This window comes from Methanosphaerula palustris E1-9c (genome assembly GCF_000021965.1).
In the GTDB taxonomy this organism is placed as follows: domain Archaea; phylum Halobacteriota; class Methanomicrobia; order Methanomicrobiales; family Methanospirillaceae; genus Methanosphaerula; species Methanosphaerula palustris.
On sequence record NC_011832.1, the window covers coordinates 1,552,988 to 1,571,690 of the forward strand.

The following is an 18,703-nucleotide window of genomic DNA, read 5'->3' on the forward strand; positions in this document are numbered from 1 at the left end:
GGGTTTGACCAGGTTACGCATCCGGTACGACGATTCGATCACAAACCTGGATCGGTAGGTCTTATGAATTCGCTGGGGATCCCAGGATATGCCGGGTACTACATATCCAGGGTTCTCGACCCCATATTTCCCTCGTTTTCCGCTTGCATACTTTACGTTTATCGCAATCTTCAGATGAAGCGACGGTTTTCCACGCATAATATACTACTCCCCAAACCGTGATCTTGTTCTATTCAGGAGTTGTTTCATTGCTCGACTGTGTTTTCGGACCGGGATGATGAATGGGATCTGAACGGTTATCAGGAAGTCGATCACCTTTCGTGCGTAAAATTCCCGATCCAGACAGAGTGCTCGAGTTATCAGACCCGCTGTCGTGATTACATCCAGACAGCGGGTGATATACACGGCCTTGGATGTACCTCGTGTCACAGGATAGACCGCCAGGGTTATCTGGCGGTCCTGAGTGATCGCATAGACCGTAACGTAGGAATAGAACTCATTCGTTGATTTCTTGAGCCGACTTCGAATGACATATCCCTCGTTTTCTGATGAAACCGTTCCATAATACGTGTCATTGGTGTAATCAATGGCGAACGTATATGCCTTTCCAAGTCTCAGGGCCGAAGAGATTACATGAGTCAGAATCGTGGCATTCGCAGATTCAAGGCCATCCATGCGGAGTTTGGAAAGATGATACCGAAGTGAGGTTTCACACGGACTCTTCTCCAGAAGCGAACTGATCGAATGGATAGACTGTCGCTCCACGGCCATCCCAGCGAGTGTACTAAAGATAGTAGTTTGGGTCAGGGATCCATGAATCAGAATATTTACATGACGACTCAGAGCGGCTACAGTCAGATCACAACATTCTTTCGGACGAACGTAAGAAACATCAGTGCAGGGTCTGCTCCCGGTTTGTGAGACCATAGGGGGCAGCCTGCAAAATATAAAAATCTTCCTATTTTATCGATAAATTAATGATCAACTGCATATTTGAACGCTTTACAAAATTAGCGAACTGCTGGGGTTAACTTTGGTTATAATGGGAGACAGCCTCCATCTAAACTTTCCAATATCTCTCCCTTTGATTAAATGAGAATTACTATAACCTTTGAAAAATGAATGGATTGTATTCCAATGAACCCCGATCCATCTATCCATAGTATTCATGATTCTCGAAGATCCGCGATTTTCGAAAAATTTCCAACTCTTGATAATAACGCACGAATTCCATTAATTTTTGGAAGATATCTAAATAATAAGCCTGAAAAATTTTATTCAAGAAATATATTTGTTCAGGCAACCCAGATTTATTCTGATTTTTTGGAAAAATTTCAAGACGAACTTTTCATCTTTTTAAAGAATGAATCTCGTGAGTTAAATTTAGCTAATCGAAATTTATCTGAGATCAATTTGCTTCCCATTCATGATATCAAACTACCTGATGATGATGACATTAAATTGATCAATTATTGTGATTATTCAATACTGCCAAATTATCTCAAACTTATTGAAGGGGTATATCGAGTAATAATCAATCCAATTGTAGCATTTGTTCAACTTGAAAAAGGACAACAGATAAGTAACCAAAAAATTTTCAATCGTTGCGAAAATATTTGCAAAAAATATCCAGATTTTTCGGATCCGTTTTTGAATACTATCCGAAATGGAATTGCACATGGTGGGATTGTTTACGGAAATGGCAGTATTACATTTATTGATGAAAATAAAGTTGAAGAATATTCAATTAAACAATTCATTGTTGAATTTGACGATCTGCTCGATTTCTGCAATGCCATGATGTTGGCGTATCTTACATTTTATTATTCAAATCACTTACTTTTCAAGAGTGGTAACATTTTTTTACCATCGTCATTTCTTTTTGAAGAAATAAAAGAGGAATTATCAGCTCCAAGTTGGGAGGTACGGGGGTGTATTGAATCGGTAACATACAAAAAGGAAAACCAATTGATTATATATATTAGCGATTCTCTTTTAGGCAAAATACATCTTCTATTTTATTTAACGGGGACTGTCCGAGGTATCTTAAAACTTATTCCATTCTATGGAAAGGAATATTCAAGATTTTTTTTTAGTTTTTCATCTAAATACTATCAAAGAGGATTCTTAGCAGTTGATAGAACAAAAATTCAATTTTCGGAAAAAGAGGGATTCGATGATACTTCAATTCTGAATGCAATGGAAGTACCGTTGATTTATCATAGAAATTTAATATTTAATCGCTTGTTTTTTTGGGCAATCACTATATTGAATGGCTTTAAACCTAATATTTCTTTTATATTGAAAAATCAGCGAGTTATTAATGATGGTTTTTCCATGGAACCAAGATCTGGCCAAATATTTAGATATCGATTAGGGGTTACAATAAAAGTGAGTCTTGTGATTAAACCGAATGGAAAAGACCTTGAAACAATTATCCGGAAAGAATTTAGGAAACTAATAAATGAATCAATAAAATACGGGAGAAATTTAACTCCAATTTATAGCATTGAAAAATATTTGCCGGTTTCATTGATCCATATCAATGTGATGTCTGAAGATTTTCGGGAAAGAAAACTTGAATCTCCAGGTCTTATTCCAGAATTAATTTGCACAATTAAGCATTATAGAAAGAAACCGGAAAAAATCGTTGATATTGTCACAGGTATACCTGAAATAATTGGGGATGTAAGAATTGTTTGGAATAGTCGATCTGGATATCCAAAGACGAAATAATAAGAATTATATCAAATAATATTTGATCAGAATCTGTTTATAAGAGTGTTTCTTGTATAAGCCTTGTTGAGTGGTTTGACGAATTAGGGGATGGATATCGCTCGCATGAGTGGAAGACGTTGAGTGGTGATCGAGGAGCTAGCCAAAATGGAATTTGTTTCCTGGTTGATCATGTTCTCGTTCAGTACCTGCTTAATACTCGATAATCACCAGGATCCGTCCTCATCAAAGTCAAGTAAATTGATTTGGCCACTGTAGGTCTTGCACATTATATACTCTGCTGCAAGGAAGGTGATATAAATAAGGGCCACCAGAATCTGCCAAACCCATCCCTCGACCGCCGGCATGCATCAATAATAAAATACAGAACATCCCACCCCCCAACCATCCCCGAGCGTGGCTATTATCAGACCCGAACGCAAAATAATAAATATGTTTCGCGAGCCGCCGGTGAAAAAAGTCCTTTACTGGTGCACCCATTGCAATGTCCCCCTGCTGGCCAGGTCCTGCGCCTGTGGCCGGGACGGAGAGGAACTCCCCCTCCTCCAGCCGTACGATCTCCGGCCGGCCCTTCGTGCCGATGCAGAACTGATCCGGGACCTGGTCAGCGCCCGGTTCGGCGATGTGACGATCCCGACCATCCTCCTCCTCAACAAGACCGGTGGGATGGACCGGAACGACCTGGTCATCGCCAACGGCGCCCGGTTCGGCTGGCTCGTCTTCGACCCCGTCGACCGGCAGTACCGGTTCGACATCGCCCCCGAGTCCCTCTCCTGGGTGGTCCCGATGGTGACGAAAGGGATCGTCGACCTCTCCACCGCGGCCGACCCGGCCACCCTGGCCGGCCGGCGGCTCGGCGGTAAGAAGGTCGAGGTGACCACCGACGAGCCGGAAGGGACCGTCATCGTCAAGTACCGGCAGCGGTACGGCACCGGCGTACTCCGGGAAGGGACGATCCGGGTCAAGGAGCTGTCGCCCTTCGAAGCGAAGACCTTCGAGAACCCCGACTGGCAGGAGGCCGTCCACCAGAACCGGCTCCACCTCAAGAACCTGGAACGGTTCGCGGTCAGGACGATCAAGCAGCATATGCACGACCGGCCGACCATCAACGTCTCCTTCTCGGGCGGCAAGGACAGCACGGCAGCCCTCGCCCTGGCCCGGCGGGCCGGCGTGACCGACGCCTTCTTCATCAATACCGGGCTGGAGTTCCCCGAGACCGTCGACTTCGTCCGGGAGCAGGGGGTCGAGGTGATCGACAGCGGCGGCGACTTCTGGGCCTCGGTCAGCAAGGCCGGTCCGCCGGGGAAGGACAACCGCTGGTGCTGCAAGAGCCTCAAACTCCACCCGCTGAAACGGTTCCTGGCGAAGACCGGCCCCTGCGTGACCGTGCAGGGCAACCGCTGGTACGAGTCCTGGAACCGGGCCGGCCTCGAAGAGACCAGCCAGAACCCGAACAACCCGCTGCAGCTGAACATCTCCCCCATCCGGAACTGGCGGGCGATCGAGGTCTTCTTCTACCTCTGGTGGCGGAAGGTCCCGTTCAACTCCCTGTACGAGGAGGGGTTCGAGCGGCTCGGCTGCTACCTCTGCCCGGCGATGCTCGAAGCCGAGGGCGAACTGATCAAGCGAACGCACCCCGATTACGAGGCCCGGTGGCAGAACTTCCTGGCGGCCTGGGCTGCGCAGAAGGGATTCCCCGAGGAGTACGCCACCTGGGGGCTCTGGCGGTGGCGCGAACTGCCGCCGAAGATGTCTGAGATCTGCAGAGAGCACGGGCTCGCCGTGACCGAGAAGGGGACGCTGGCCACCGGGCCGGCCAGACCGGTGCCGGTGCCCGTGCAGGTGTCCGAGCCGGTCCTGGAGGCACCGCCGAAGGAACAGCCGGAACCGGTACAGCAGAAACTGGCCGGCCGTCAGACCGAAGAGCAGCCTGACCCGTTCTCGGAATACCGAAAGGACTTCCCCCTCCCCGCCGGCCTGACCTACCTGGACAGCGCCGGGACCAGCATCTCGCCAACACCGGTGCTCGACGCCATGATGCAGTACGACCAGACCTACCGGGCCAACGTCGGCCGCGGGGTCCACCGGCTGACCCAGGTGGCCACCCAGCGCTACTGGCACGCCCACAAGAAGGTCGCCCGGTTCATCGGCGCCGAGGAGCAGGGCGAGGTGGTCTTCACCAAGAACGCGACCGAAGCGATCGCGATGGTCGCCTACGGCCTCGGGTTCTGCCCGAAGGAGCGAGTCGTCACGACCATCCTCGAGCACCACTCCAACCTCCTCCCCTGGATGCGCCTCGCAGAAAAACAGCAGATCGGTGACCTCACGATCGTCCCGATCGGTGAGGACCTGCTGCTGGACATGAACGCCCTCGAGGAGGCGATCACCGACACCACCCGGCTGGTCACGGTCACGCAGGCCTCGAATGTGATCGGCACGATCGTGCCGGTCAAAGAGATCGCAAAGATCTGCCACGACCATGGCGCCCTGCTGCTGGTCGACGCTGCCCAGTCCGTCCCCCACATGCCGGTGGACGTCTCGGACCTGAACTGCGACTTCCTCGCCTTCTCAGGCCACAAGATGCTCGGTCCGACCGGCACCGGGGTGCTCTGGATGAAGGAGTCGATCCTCGAACCCCTCCTCCTCGGTGGCGGGGCCGTCAGCTCGGTCACCGGCACCGGGTATACGCTGGCCGAAGGCTACGCCCGGTACGAGGCCGGCACGCCGCCGATAGGAGCGGGGATCGGCCTCGGCGCCGCCGTCGACTACCTGGAGAAGGTCGGGATGGAGAAGGTCCGGTCGCACGAGACCGCCCTGACCACCCGGATGATCGACGGACTGCGGCGGATCGACGGGGTCACCGTCTACGCCCCGCAGAACCCGGCCGACCGGATCGGGGTCGTCTCCTTCAATGTCGCCGGGTTCGACCCGCACACCGTCGCCACCTACCTGGACGAGCACGCCGAGGTGCTGGTCAGGTCAGGCCACCACTGCTGCATACCCCTGATGGAGCACCTCGGGATCCCGGACGGCACGGTCCGGGCGAGCCTGCACCTCTACTCGAACAGCACCGAGGTCGACACCCTCCTCGCAGCGGTCGGCGAGATCGCCGGAGGGGTCTGACATGGTCATCGCGGTGCCGGCCCTGCGTGAACGGCGGGGAAGCCGCGAAGCGGTCACCGCCGAGGTGGTCGAGGAGGTCCCCCTGGTGCTCACCTTCAACGGCCGGCAGATCATGTCGGCGATGACCGTCCCAGGAAGACCGGCCGACCTGGCCCTCGGCTACCTCTTCTCCGAGCAGATCATCGAGGGGATGGACGAGGTCGAGTCGGTGATGGTCGAGGGGCAGGCCGTGAAGGTGCTGACCCACGACCCGTTCCGGGTCGTCGTCTCCCGGCGGGTCGTCGTCAGCGGCTGTGGCGGGGCGGCCGCTCGGATCCGGGAGCAGCATCTGCCGGTGATCGCCACAGCAATGCCCCTCTCCGCCGAGACGATCCGGACCAGGGTCAACGATCTGCTCGTTGCCGTGCCGCTGGCCGCCACCGGCGATCTCTATGCAGCGGCGCTGGTCATGCCCGACGCCGTCTGGAGTGCCGAGGATCACGGGCTGCAGAACGCCGTCAACCGATTGATCGGCCGGCGGCTGCAGGAAGGAGCGGAGGCTGACGCCTGGGTCGCCGCCTCAGGCAGGATCACCGCCGAGATCGTCATGACCTGCGCCGTCGCGGGGTTCCCGGTCCTCGCCTCGTTCGGCCGGGCCACGGCGCTGGCCATCGATCTGGCGGAAAAGGCCGGGATCACCCTGATCGGCGAGGTCACCGGGGCCGGCATGATCGTCTATACCCATCCGGAACGGGTCGTCGGGTGAACACGCCGGTGACTCTGGAGATACTCGCCGTTCTTCAGCCACGGGTCCGGCGCTCTTCCTGGTCATTGTGATGCTCGGACTCTCAAAATTCCGATCATTCCTGGGAGAGTTAGTTCACCTGTCGGTGAACCGGTACAATCCCTTCGGAATCGTGATCTCGAACCTGACCCCGTTCCCCGGCTCCCCGGTCTCTGCGATCGTCATACCGGAAATCTCAAGAAGATCGTGGACAAAGAAGAGAAAAAATCCGGTCTCTGTCCCATAACTCTTGGTGAACAGGTCTCTTCTCTTCTCCTCCGGAATCCCGACCCCATCATCCCGGTATACCAGCGTACAGCCGATCTCTGATTGCCGGGCGGTAATCCGGATCTCCGTTACCTTTTCGCCGTGTTTAACCGAGTTATCGATCAGGTGCCAGAACACTTTCTCGATGACCGGGTCAGCGTAAAGTTCCAGATTCTCTGCATCGTTTATGATGCGGATAGATCCTGCCACCCCTGTCATGCGGACGTTGTCCAGGAGTTCTCTCAGACTGTACCAGCGGGGGTGTTGCTTGCCCATCTCCTGGTATTCCTTGGTGTACGAGATCTGCTGATGGATCACCTGGAGAATGGTATCCTCGCGTTCGAGAAATTCCCGCGCCTTCTCATCGGTGATAAGTGCCTTGCTCAGTTCGACATATCCCCGCAGCCCGGTGACCTTGTTGTAGATATCATGCCATGCGACAATATTCATCAGGTTCAGTTTCTGGTTTGCGGTTCGCAGGGCCAGCTCCTGATTCTTGCGTTCTGAAATGTCATGGAAAATGCCGAGAATTCCGGAGATCGTTCCCGTATCATTTCGGAGAGGAGTTTTTATTGTGGAGATCCAGAACTCTTTTCCTTCCGTGACATACTGTTCTTCTAGCTCCCTGGTCTCTCCGGAATCCATAATAGCCAGGTCGTCCGCCCGATACTTCTCCGCCAGTTCAGGGGGGAAAAAATCAAAATCCGACTTTCCTGCAATATCTCCAGGAACAATGCCGAGATCGCGGGCGTACTGTTCATTACAGGATACATAGGTCAGAGCAGCATTCTTGATGAAGATCTTTTCAGGAATATTTTCCACAAGTATGCGGTATTTTTCTTCACTCTCAATCAGTGATTCCTTGGCCTGCATCCTGCGGATCACCTCTCCGAGCGGCAGGGCGACCTCTTCCATGATCTGGACCAGTTCGAGGGGAACCATATTCTCCCGGTGATCGTTGAACTGGATGAGCCCGATGATCCCCTGTGAGGTCCGGATCGGAATGAGAGCGACGGACTCGTATCCCATCTCGTTGCAGACATTGCGGGTGAGCCCTCTCTCCTCGTCAGAGATGCTGGCTAGGAATGTGCTGGTGGCATTGCAGTAGAAGGACCCCCCTGGTGTTGCAACCGGCAGGTCGGGTTTGATCGCTCCGGTTATGACATAAATGCACATGCATTCATCAGATAGAATATTGAGCGGTGTCTCTCTCTCGTAAAAGGACTCGGGGAATCCGCAGTATGCCTGGTACGGGATGTTGCCCTCTGCATCCAGAAGCCGGAATCCGATCGCCTCACAGTGAGAGAATACCCTGAACTCCTCCACATACCTCTGAAGCATCTCGTGTAGGGAACCCGCCTGGTTTGCGATCTGATAGATCCTGTTTATCTGGGATGAAACCCGTTCAGCTCGTTTGCGTTCGGTGATATCCTCGAATACGGTGACAAAATACTCTTTTGCCGGAGAATATACCGACAGGTGCAGCCATTTGCCGGAAGGTTTGAAGTCGATATCGAATGCTTCGGGTTTTGCCGTCCGGGCAACTCTCCCACAGATCTCGAACAATTCCGGATATGCTTCCTTAATGCCGGGAAAAACCTCAGTGACCCGTCTATTGACAACAGTTGTTGTTCCGATGATCCGATCGAATGCAGCATTGACACTGAAGTAGATGAAATCATCCGGTCGTCCATCGCTGTCATAGAACATCTGGCAGTAGGCAACTCCTTCCAGCATATTCTCAAAGAGGGTGCGATACCGCTCTTCACTGATCTTCAGTTCCTGCTGACTCCCTGTCAGTTTCTCATAATTCTCCCGGAGCTCCTCTTCGGTCGCCGTTATCTCTTCATAACTCGCTTCGAGATCGGTGGTTTTTCTCAGGAGTTCTTCCTCAGCCCGTTTGCGTTCGGTGATATCATCGAAGATCGTATAGACCTGGTGCGGTTTTTCCTTACCTGGCCGGAAGAGGGGCATGGCATTGATGGTGATCCAGCGATATCGCTCCTCGTCTGGGATGAACACGCCCATCACCACGTCCCGGACTTCCCGACCGGTGCTGAGCGCCACCATCGATGGATGTTCCCTGCCCGGGAACGGCGAACCGTCCTCGCGGATCAAGTCGAGTTCCACGGTATCAGAGGTCTCTCCAAGGAACATGTCCAGGGTCTTCCCGAGAATCCGTTCGGCAGCCGGGTTCATCGAAGTGATTGTACCTTCGGCATCCAGGTACACGACCCCCTGGACCATCGTCTCGAACAATCGCCGGTGATCCTCCTCGCTCGTGCGGAGTGCCTCCTCTGCCCGCTTTTTCTCGGTGATGTCCCGACCCAACACCACGGAGCCGACGATCGCACCGTCGTTGTCGAGAATTGGGCTGAAACTGTAACTCCCGACCCAGGTTTCACCCGTGTCCTTGCGCCGGAGGGTATATTCTGCATTCGTGACTGTTTCGCCACGAAGGGCACGCGGCACCGCCCACATATCCAGCGGCGCCAGTTCCCCGTCTGGCATGAATACCTCGAAAAAATCCGGATATTCGGCGAGTGTTCTGGCACATTCGTCCTTGTTCCGGAACCTATGGAAGGTGGCGAAGGCATCGTTGAAATCGATGAACCGTCCTTTTGTATCAGAGATGAAGATCGCGTCCGTCATACTGGCCAGCGCAGCTTCCAGCTTCGCCCGGCTTTCGCGGAGGGCGTCTTCGCTCTTCTTCAGTTCATCATACTGTTCACGCAGTTCTTCTTCATCTGCAGCGATCTGTTCGGATGCGTCCCTCAGTTCAGTCTTGATATTCTTTTTGTCGGTGATATCCCGGATGGATTCGATTGCCCCGGTGACGGTGCCCTGCGTGTCATAGAGCGGGGATGCGATAAACCAGAGATAGGCACCTTTTCCACCAGCGAGGAAGGGAATATAGATTTCGGAGATCAGTTTCCTCTCTTTTCTGATGATATGAGGATAATGTTTCCAGATCTCTTCATCATCCTGTAAAACGAGGTCGAGGAGGATAGGTCTCCTTGTTCCGTAAAACGGAAGAGCATAGGAATAATCCCCGGTTCCCAGCATCTGTTCTTTCGGTACCCCGGTCATCTCCTCCATCGCCCAATTCCATGCGATCACCGTTCCATCCAGATTGATCGCTAAGGTGGCGTCTGGCAGGTGGTTGATGATATCCGTCATCCGCTGTTGGGATTCCTGAAGTTCAATTTCTGTGCGTCGACGTTCGATTGTGTGTTTGATCTGGTGTTCCAGCTCAACGAACTGTGACTTGGGATCGCCACCCTTCTGGAGGTAGTAATCAACACCATTGTTCACCGCTTCGATGACCACCTCCTCACGCCCACGGCCAGTGAAGAGGACGAACGGAATCCTGTTCTTCTCTTTCCTTAAGAACTTGAGAAACTTGAGACCGTCTATCTCCGGCATCTGGTAGTCTGATATGATACAGTCGATAGCAGTATCTTTTAAGGCCTGAATTCCCTGTTCTGCGGATAATGCTGTTTCTACGGTGATGAGGCCCGACATCTCAAGAAATATTTTTCCAAGTTCGAGAAGGGCCGGTTCGTCATCAACATAGAGAACATGATACATGGATACTCCTCATTTGGATAACACGATATATAATCTTGAGTTAATTTTCCTATTATCAGAGATGACCATTACAACCCTTACTATATATCATGGTTATGGTGTTCTCTGGAATTGAAGAGTTCTCACTCCTGCAACTGATGGAGCCGACATCACCCGCTTCTCCTAAACACATATCTCCATGGAAGATCTGATATCAGATCAGACGAACTCTGGTGACCCCATGAACAATAACGATGAGATTACTCAACCGCTCTCCGACAGCCCGACCTATCGCCTCCTCGGAACGACGGTGCTCGCATACCGGTACATCATCCCGCATGATGCGAAAGTCTTCGTCGGCGATGTCGTCAAGATCACCGACCGGGAGAAGGGATATATCTTCTTTGCCAAGGTGACCGACCTGTCCCACTACACCAACCACGACGAGCCGCACTGGGATACGTCCACCTGGGGAGGTCCGCAACCGGGCCCTGACCAGGACGTCTTCATCGAGGTCCATGCGACGCCGCTCGGCTTCATCGATGATAAACAGAAATTCCGGTCTATCAGGACGATTCCAGCCCGGTTCTCGGAGGTCATGACCCCGAGTGCCGATGATTTTCTCTTCTTAAAAGAGGTGATGGGGGATATCGAGGTCGGCGAGATGCGGACCGGGCTCGGGGTGATCCCGGACGTCAAGGTCGGGATCCCGAGCAAGGTGCTGTCGCAGCATATGGGGGTCTTTGCAACCACCGGGATGGGGAAGAGCAACTTCATGAAGGTCTTCTGCATCTCCTGCATGAAGCAGCGGACGATCGGGATGCTGGTCGTGGACCCGCACGGCGAGTATGTCGAAGGGCGTACCGAGCGGTCGGGGGCCCAGACCCGGGGGCTGACCGATTACCTGCCCGGCCGCGACGGCCTCTCGATCTACTCGGTCAGGCCGAAGGCGGAATGCGAACGGTTCGGCATGAAGGAACTCTGCCTGGAGCACGACGACTTCCAGATCAGCGACCTCGGGATCCTGTACGAACTCTCTCCCCTGCTCTGGGAGATCGTGGAGTCGCTGGACACCTTCAAAGGGAGCGACGTGATCGATTTCTTCATCAACGAAGGGGTCGACTCTCTCCCCTCGGTGACCAAGGTCACCGCCGGGATCGGCCGGCACCCGGAGATGGCAGACGTCCTGCGGTCTGCCAATCCCGGCCCCCTCCGGATGATTCAGCGGCGGATCGAATCGCTCGTCCAGAGCAACCAACGGTTCCTCGGCCGGCTCGGCTCTTCGATCAAGTCGATCATCGAGGAATTGAACGAGCAGAAACTGGTGCTGATCGACATCCCGGGGATGAGCGAACGGAGCGAACTCTTCATCCTCTCGGCGATCACCAGGAAGATCCTGCATGATCGGGAGAACGCCGTCAATGCGCCGCACCCGGACGGTATCGTTCGGGAACCGTCACAGGTGCTGATCGTCATCGAGGAGGCCCAGCGGGTTCTCTCCGCCGGGGGGATGAGCACGCAGGTCTTCCGCGAGTGTGCGATGGAAGGGCGGAAGTTCGGGGTCGGGCTCTGTGCGATCACCCAGCAGCCGAAGAACATCGACTCCCGTATCCTCGCCCAGATGAACACCTTCGTCGAGATGGGCCTCTCTGACAAGGACGACCGGCAGATCATCGCCGGGTCGGCAAAACAGGACCTGACCCCGATGGACACCGAGGTGCAGACGCTCAGCAAGGGAGAGGCCGTCATCTCGACGATCGGGATCCCGTTCCCGATCAGTACCAAGATCCATCTCTTCCAGGAGTACCTGGACCAGCTGAACCGGCAGGAATAAACCCTTTTTTACCCGGGTCAGTCGACCCGGGTCCGGAGGACGGTCAGCCGGACCTGCTCCCCGGTCTCTTCTGCAACGAACGAGAAGGTCCGCGTCTCCCCGTTCTCGCTGCAGAACGCCTGCAAATTCAGCATATGCCCGAGCCCTTTGAGCCCTTCCTCGTGCTGGAGCAGTTCGTACGAGGGGGTCAACAGCGGTCGGGGGAGGAAGGTGATACATTTCTTTTTGGCCCGGGTCACCGAGACGTTCAGCCGGTTCAGGCTGTAGATGAACGTGGCCTCCTGCTGTGCCGTCTCAGGGTCGCTGACCCCGTAACTGACGATGACAGCATCGGCCTCCCGCCCCTGCATCTTGTCGACGGTGTCGACGAACGGGGGGCTGTGCCAGATCCACAACCCGTTGACGGCCTTCCGGATCGCTTCGATCTGGGCGTGATGCGGGGAGACTATGAAGAGACCCTCTTCGAAGAACTGCCGGTCCCCCTCCATGGTCAGGGGGTACCCCCGATCGCTCTCCGGGGCGAGGAGCCGTTCACGGAGCTGAACGACCAGGGCCGCGACGATCCCTGCCTCGACCTGGTTCTCGACCGTGGCCTGAACGTCCTCAAGCACGGCCAGCACCAGCGGGTACGCCGGGTCGAGGATCCAGGCCAGCATCGCATCGAGGGAACTCCCCGGCCGGCCGGCCGGTTTCAGGGAGAGCCGCTGCTCTGCAAGAACCGGTGTCGCCGGCACGTAGCCGTCCCCGTACAGGGCCGCCGCCGGGAACCGGGAGAGGGTGCTGTTCATCCGCCAGTTCTCGAGCAGTTCGGCCGTGTACCGGGGCTGGTCGTGATCGTCGCGGAGGCGCAGGTAGCGGAAGATCGATTCGTGCAGCCCGGGGAGACCGTCCTCGGGTTCGGGGTACTCGCCCTTGATGATCGGCGGCAGTTGCTGGTCGTCGCCGGCAAAGACCAGCCGTCCGCCGGGCCTGAGGGCCGCGAGGGCCAGCGAGAGCTCCCCGAACCTGAGCTGCGAGGCCTCGTCGACGATCAGCAGGTCGAAGGGTGCCAGGTATTTCGATGCCTTGTATATTCCGTACACGGTCCCGCCGAGCACCAGCGATGGGTCGTCGGAGAAGAGGCCGGCCTTGATTGCATCGTTGGTGGTCGAGGCCGGGCCGTTCCGCCGATAGGTCTCGTCCCGGTCGATCTTGACGACCCGCACCCCCTTTCCGACCGGCAGGTCGTGGACCTGGGACTGAACCTTGCTGAGCAGGTTCTCGACGGCGCTGTGGGTGAAGGCCGTCACCAGGATCCGGATTCCCCGTCTCTGCTCCTGCCGGGCCTGGACGAGGGAGAGGATCGCCGCAGCCAGAAACGTGGTCTTGCCTGTGCCGGGCGGACCCCATACCAGGGTCAGCCGGTTCTTCAGGATCTGATCGAAGGCCGCCCGCTGGCTGCTGGTGAGGTGATGGGAATTCGCATACCCCCTGGCCGCTTCGACGAACCCGGGATCCTCGGCGAGGGGCGTGGCCACCGTCAGGGGCTCCTCGATCAACCGGATCAGGTCGGTATCATCCAGGTCGCACTCGCTCAACCGTGAAAGGATCGTGTCGACGTTGTAGTCCATGAAGACCGGGTAAAGGACGGCAGGGTCCCCCTTCTGAAACGGTTCCATCTCCTTCTTCTGTTCGACTTTCAGGCTGACCTGTTTGATGAGGCCGGTCCGAAGGTCGGGTAGCGTCCCCTCCACCGTCGCCTGTCTGAGGATCGAACTCTTCGGGGTGTACCGCCGCTTCCTCCGTTCATAGTCGTTGTAGCAGAGCTGGGCCCGCTCCCCTTCGTCCCCGGGCGGGACGATCAACCGGATCGTTCCCTGTGCCTCGAAGAGGTACGGGTCGAGCGGCTGTTCAAGTTTCCAGCGGTCGTCGCCGAGGGAGACCACCGGGACGCTAATCCCCAGTTCGAGCCTTTCCGAGGCCGGGAGCGACCGCTTCTCTCGGACTTCGAGGGCTGCGATGAACGACTCGTACCGGACGATAAACGCGAGCCTGGAGAGGAGGGGATGGACGAAGTCCATCGGGGCGGGGAGGAAGAACTTCGGGGCCCAGGCGACGAGACTATCGCCGAGTGCCTCCCGGATCCCGGTCACGACCGAGGAGGCCGCGTCGAGTCGCCGGCCCAGTTCCTCCTGGATCGCTTCGACGCCCGCCTCCACGTTCTGTCCATTCCAGACCGAGAGGATCACGTCGCTCCGGAGCGTGTTGGAGAGGTCGAACCAGAACCGTCTGGAGGGGTTCAATGTCTGGGGATAGTGAGAAGCAGGGAGTACCTCCTGGACTTCGGGGAGTCGGTAGAAGATCGGAATCGGGAGTGCGGCCAGCCGCCGGATCACCCCGGTCAGCACGATCAGCGGGAAGGGCACCTCCTTGCCGGGGTGTTCGTCTGCTTCGGCCAGGGTCGTGTCCTGGAAGTGGAAGAGGAGGGTCAGTACCTTCGGGGCGAGGTCCGGATCCTTCACGGCCTCGTAGAGGAGTTTGATGAAGAGGCGCTGTTCGTAGGTGTCGAAGACGTAGGTCTGCAGGGAGAACTGTTCGTTCCACTCCAGATGGTCGCGGTTGTATCCGTCGACGATCTCCAGCAGTCCGTACAGGTGGTCGATAAATTTGGTGCGGACAGTGGCACACTCCTCCGATGATCTGGCAACGAAGACCGTCCTGCCAAACGGCGTCCCGAACGGCCCGTCGCTCCCGCCGAATCGTCGGACGCCGGCGGCATAGATGAAGCCGTCGACCGGGCTCTCCTGCAGGGTCAGCACGATCCGGACCGACTCGTATCTGGGAAACCCGACCGAGTAGCCGCCGTGCCTGACCACCTCGTGCCGGTCCAGGGCCTGCAGGGCATGGGCGTACCGCTCCCGCCGGTTCATGAGGGACCCGCAGCCATTGAATATCACGGGTGCATCATCCCGTTCAAGGCAGGTCGTCAGGTCGCCGAGGGAGTCGACCGACCCGTTCTTCTCCCACCTGGCCTCGCGGAGGTAAGCCCTGCCGGCGACCGAGAGGAACGGAAGGAGCGAGACCGACTGCTTCTCTTCAGCCTCCTTCCGGCAGTATTCGTAGAACTCGCACCACTCGCACCGGTAATAGAGGTGCCACCCGAGGTCTTTTGGGCTGGCGGTCAGGATCTCGTTGAGTTTATGGGAGAAGAAGTCCTCGAGGATCCGCTGCGACGGGATGAGATCGAACCAGACCGGTTCGGGCTGGTTGTACAGCCAGATCCCGGCCTGCACCTGGTCGGCCGCGAGCGGGAGATCGTTGGCTTTCAGCACCTCCTGGAGCATCCGGGCATAGAGGGTCACCTGGATCCGGTGGCTGCCTTTCAAAAATTCGCTGGCCTTGACATCGATGATCTGCAGCCTCCGCTTGCCGTGCACCGTCGTGCAGCGGATCAGGTCGGGCCGGCTGATCCCGAATCTGCAGAGGTCGCTGCTGACTCCGTACTGGGAGAGGAAGTCCGGTGGCGGCTGCAGGGTCGGCTGGTAGAGGTGATGCCCGGGTGAGAGGGTGGAGAGGCCGTCGAGGGTCTCCTGCCATTCGAGCACCCGCTCATGCAATGCACCGCTCCCTGAAGCGATCTGAACCTGGCCTTCGAGCTTCCGGACCACCTCTTCCTCCCATGAGAACCCGGCATCGAGGAGGGCTTTGGCCGCCGGGGCGGTGTTGACCTTGCCGGCAGGCAATTTATTGATCATCCGCTCTGCCTTGGGAGTCGCGTGGTATCGCAGGTACCGCGGGCACTCAAAGAAGAAGTACCGCGAGAGCATCGAGGGGCTGAGATTGTAACGGGTCATACATCACCGGATTTTTAGGTCTCTCTGATGTGATGAAGACCGGATCTGATCTTTTCGCAACAGGATCTGTCAGAGGTATTGGTGCTGGAGTAAAAAATAGGTGAAGGTTCAGGACGAGCGTCGCGTGATCGATCACGGTCTGCTCGATCATTCATCAAATCTGAGGATTTTTTCTCGATCAATTTCACGATCCGGGTTCATATCTGGCGAATTATTTTTATTTAAGTGATCGAATAGTAAAATTTCAAATATTCTTAGGTCTTTTCACATTTCCATGAAAAAATCCCGATCAAAATGGAGAAATACGCGATAATTCAGGTTCTTCTCTTAGAGGAGATCGGATTCATCTTCCTGGCAGGTATTCTGGGTCGACAGATTCAGAGTGGAATAGAAATTTTAATCAGGGATACACGATCCAAAAGCCGTATTCCAACCGATCGGAACGGACTGATGGCATCTTCACCGATCAATCCGAATCGGAACAATTTTTCCCGGTAAAATATTAAAATGGACGCCAAATATTGGGTGAATTCGAGAATTTCCTGAACACTGGGAATGAAATCTATAATCTGCCGTTCATTTTAGAATTCACGAAAATTATCCCGGAACAAATTTAATTTTAAGGGAAAATTAGACAGATTTCGGTCCCTCAACAAATTTTATCTCAATTCTAAAATGCGAGATAATTGAAGGATATCATCCCGGTTTTCTGAGGGTGACAGGTGTGACACCCTGATCAAAGAAGCAACCGAAATGGGGACGGTGAACTGCGCGTCCACCACCTGTTCAGAGTCCCCGCATCACCCTCTCCCAGCCAGCACTTCGCCGGGTCGTGGGAATCACCGGGACCGGATCCGATTCAGCGATCCAGGATACCAGACCCTCTGCAACGTCGACGACTGCGCCGATCCGAGATGTGATCGTCACCCCAAACCAAAACCACGGTCCTGGCCACCATCGATGATCTTCGCGACCCCGAGTATCGTTCAGGAGGTTGGATCCCGATCAGGATATTGAGATAAAGCACCATCTCTGATCTCAAAAAATACGGTCTTATTCAGATTGTTTAGACATATTTTACCCATTCTTCCTGAAGTAAACATGAGATCATGCCATTTTTTAAATAGATAGACTTCGTTGATTGTGCCTATCTTGAAATTGAGAGGTGAGATTCTTTGCTCACAGGCCGATTTGACGACCCTTCATCGATCCGGATCTTCCTGAAATTTTAAAATCCCCCGGCCGGTTGAGATATCTCATTTTCACCCTTCTTCATTGAAAATACAGCGATATTACCATTATACATACCTCTCTTTCCAGGGTATGATGCATCGCAATGGATTCCATAATATGAGTGATAATCAGTCTAAATCAGAAAAGCGGACGTATGCGCGTTTAGATGTCATCCACAAAGCATATCACCTGATCCGTAACTGTACTATGATGAAATTTCTGAAGGCGACAGGAGTGCTCGTACTCTTCACCCTCGTCTGCATCTCATGCGCAGGTGCTGCGTCCACAACAGCGACAACGGTACCAACCCAGACTGCAACTGTTCAGACCACAACTACCCCAACAACGGTCTCCACAACAGCGACGACTGCATCGAGTCAGGCTCAGGTCATCACCCCGAGCGTGGCGACAGTCCCGGCCAACACCGGAGTCTTTGCGATCGGGAGCGTCGGAGATGTCGGTGTCGGACAGACCGCCGGTGCGACCCTCTACGTGAACAACGCCTGGAGTCCGGTTTTCGGCGACACGTATATCGATATCACCTGGGACTCCTCAGTCGCCGAGTACGTCTCCACTGACATCAAGGTTTCCTCCAACACCACTGCAGCAGAAGGTGGAAACGGGCATGTACGGGTTGCCCTCGGGGATTTCAAGAATGGATACCCGGCCGGCAGTTACCCGATCGCAACCATCAACCTCAAGGCACTCAAGCAAGGAACCACGCCATTGACCGTTACGATCGACCACGTCAGATACTGGTCGTCCGACCTTTCGACCTTCACTGACATCACATCGAGTGCAACTGCAGTGAGCGGTGTCTTCTCAACCGGAGCAGTCACGGCACCCACGCAGGTCATTGTAACCTCACAAACAGGGACCTCTCCGGTGACCACCACGACCCAGTACATCGCTCCGAGTGGCCCGGTCTCCTATGGGGACTCCAGCTCGTCAGGCAATGGTGACACCTACACCGGTGTCGGTGGTGAACCCACGATCCAAAAAACCACCACAAATGTCACAACTACAGTCCCAACCACGGTGATCACCACTGTTAACACAACCGTCAACACGACACAGACGATCAGTGAACCGACCCTCACCATTGAGACGACCGTCCCGACAGAGGTTCAGACGATTCCAACAACAGTCCCGACCACGAAGAAGGCAGGGGCGTTCCCTGGCATCATCACCCTGATCGGCCTGGCAGGTGCAGGACTTCTGCTCCTGGCAGGGCGGAAGAACTAAAAATAATCAATAGTTCCAATCTTTTTTGGTGATCGCGAACCAGCGATCGTTCGATGACGCATAATCCGGTCGACATCGAAAGGTTAGGTCACCCAAATA

9 protein-coding genes are annotated in these 18,703 nt (G+C 54.9%); 5 read left to right on the top strand and 4 right to left on the bottom strand.

The annotated features are described in order from the left end of the window. Positions 1–204: 204 nt before the first annotated feature. On the bottom strand, positions 205–675 hold the full coding sequence (locus MPAL_RS14505) for a hypothetical protein (protein ID WP_052292227.1): 471 nt from the start codon (positions 673–675) through the stop codon (positions 205–207). A gap of 447 nt (positions 676–1,122) precedes the next feature. Between MPAL_RS14505 and MPAL_RS07485 the strand changes: the two genes are divergently transcribed. The 3 genes from MPAL_RS07485 to MPAL_RS07495 all read left to right on the top strand — a co-directional run bounded on the left by MPAL_RS07485 (position 1,123) and on the right by MPAL_RS07495 (position 6,604). Beyond that, positions 1,123–2,736, top strand: coding sequence for a hypothetical protein (locus tag MPAL_RS07485; RefSeq protein ID WP_148208183.1), 1,614 nt, complete (start codon positions 1,123–1,125; stop codon positions 2,734–2,736). A gap of 432 nt (positions 2,737–3,168) precedes the next feature. Next, on the top strand, positions 3,169–5,859 hold the full coding sequence (locus MPAL_RS07490) for an aminotransferase class V-fold PLP-dependent enzyme (protein ID WP_012618145.1): 2,691 nt from the start codon (positions 3,169–3,171) through the stop codon (positions 5,857–5,859). 1 nt (position 5,860) lies between these two features. After that, positions 5,861–6,604 carry a formate dehydrogenase accessory sulfurtransferase FdhD gene (locus MPAL_RS07495; RefSeq protein ID WP_012618146.1) on the top strand — a complete coding sequence of 248 codons (744 nt, stop codon included), beginning with the start codon at positions 5,861–5,863 and terminating at the stop codon, positions 6,602–6,604. A 114-nt stretch (positions 6,605–6,718) separates the two neighbouring features. On the opposite strand, the gene MPAL_RS07500 is transcribed toward MPAL_RS07495, so the two are convergent. Further along, complete coding sequence (locus tag MPAL_RS07500) at positions 6,719–10,480, bottom strand: PAS domain S-box protein (protein WP_012618147.1); 3,762 nt, start codon at positions 10,478–10,480, stop codon at positions 6,719–6,721. Between the two features lie 178 nt (positions 10,481–10,658). Here MPAL_RS07500 and MPAL_RS07505 point away from each other — a divergent pair, with 178 nt between their 5' ends. Beyond that, positions 10,659–12,293, top strand: a complete 1,635-nt coding sequence (locus tag MPAL_RS07505; RefSeq protein ID WP_236610349.1) for an ATP-binding protein — start codon at positions 10,659–10,661, stop codon at positions 12,291–12,293. A gap of 17 nt (positions 12,294–12,310) precedes the next feature. Here the strand turns inward: MPAL_RS07505 and MPAL_RS07510 are convergent, their stop codons facing one another. Further along, complete coding sequence (locus tag MPAL_RS07510; protein WP_012618149.1) at positions 12,311–16,126, bottom strand: bifunctional RecB family nuclease/DEAD/DEAH box helicase; 3,816 nt, start codon at positions 16,124–16,126, stop codon at positions 12,311–12,313. A 786-nt stretch (positions 16,127–16,912) separates the two neighbouring features. Continuing rightward, the gene (locus MPAL_RS16280; RefSeq protein ID WP_158303654.1) at positions 16,913–17,053 is read right to left on the bottom strand and encodes a hypothetical protein; all 141 of its coding nucleotides are present in this window, start codon (positions 17,051–17,053) and stop codon (positions 16,913–16,915) included. A 513-nt stretch (positions 17,054–17,566) separates the two neighbouring features. Between MPAL_RS16280 and MPAL_RS07525 the strand changes: the two genes are divergently transcribed. After that, positions 17,567–18,604 carry a hypothetical protein gene (locus MPAL_RS07525; protein WP_048145268.1) on the top strand — a complete coding sequence of 346 codons (1,038 nt, stop codon included), beginning with the start codon at positions 17,567–17,569 and terminating at the stop codon, positions 18,602–18,604. Positions 18,605–18,703: the final 99 nt, after the last annotated feature.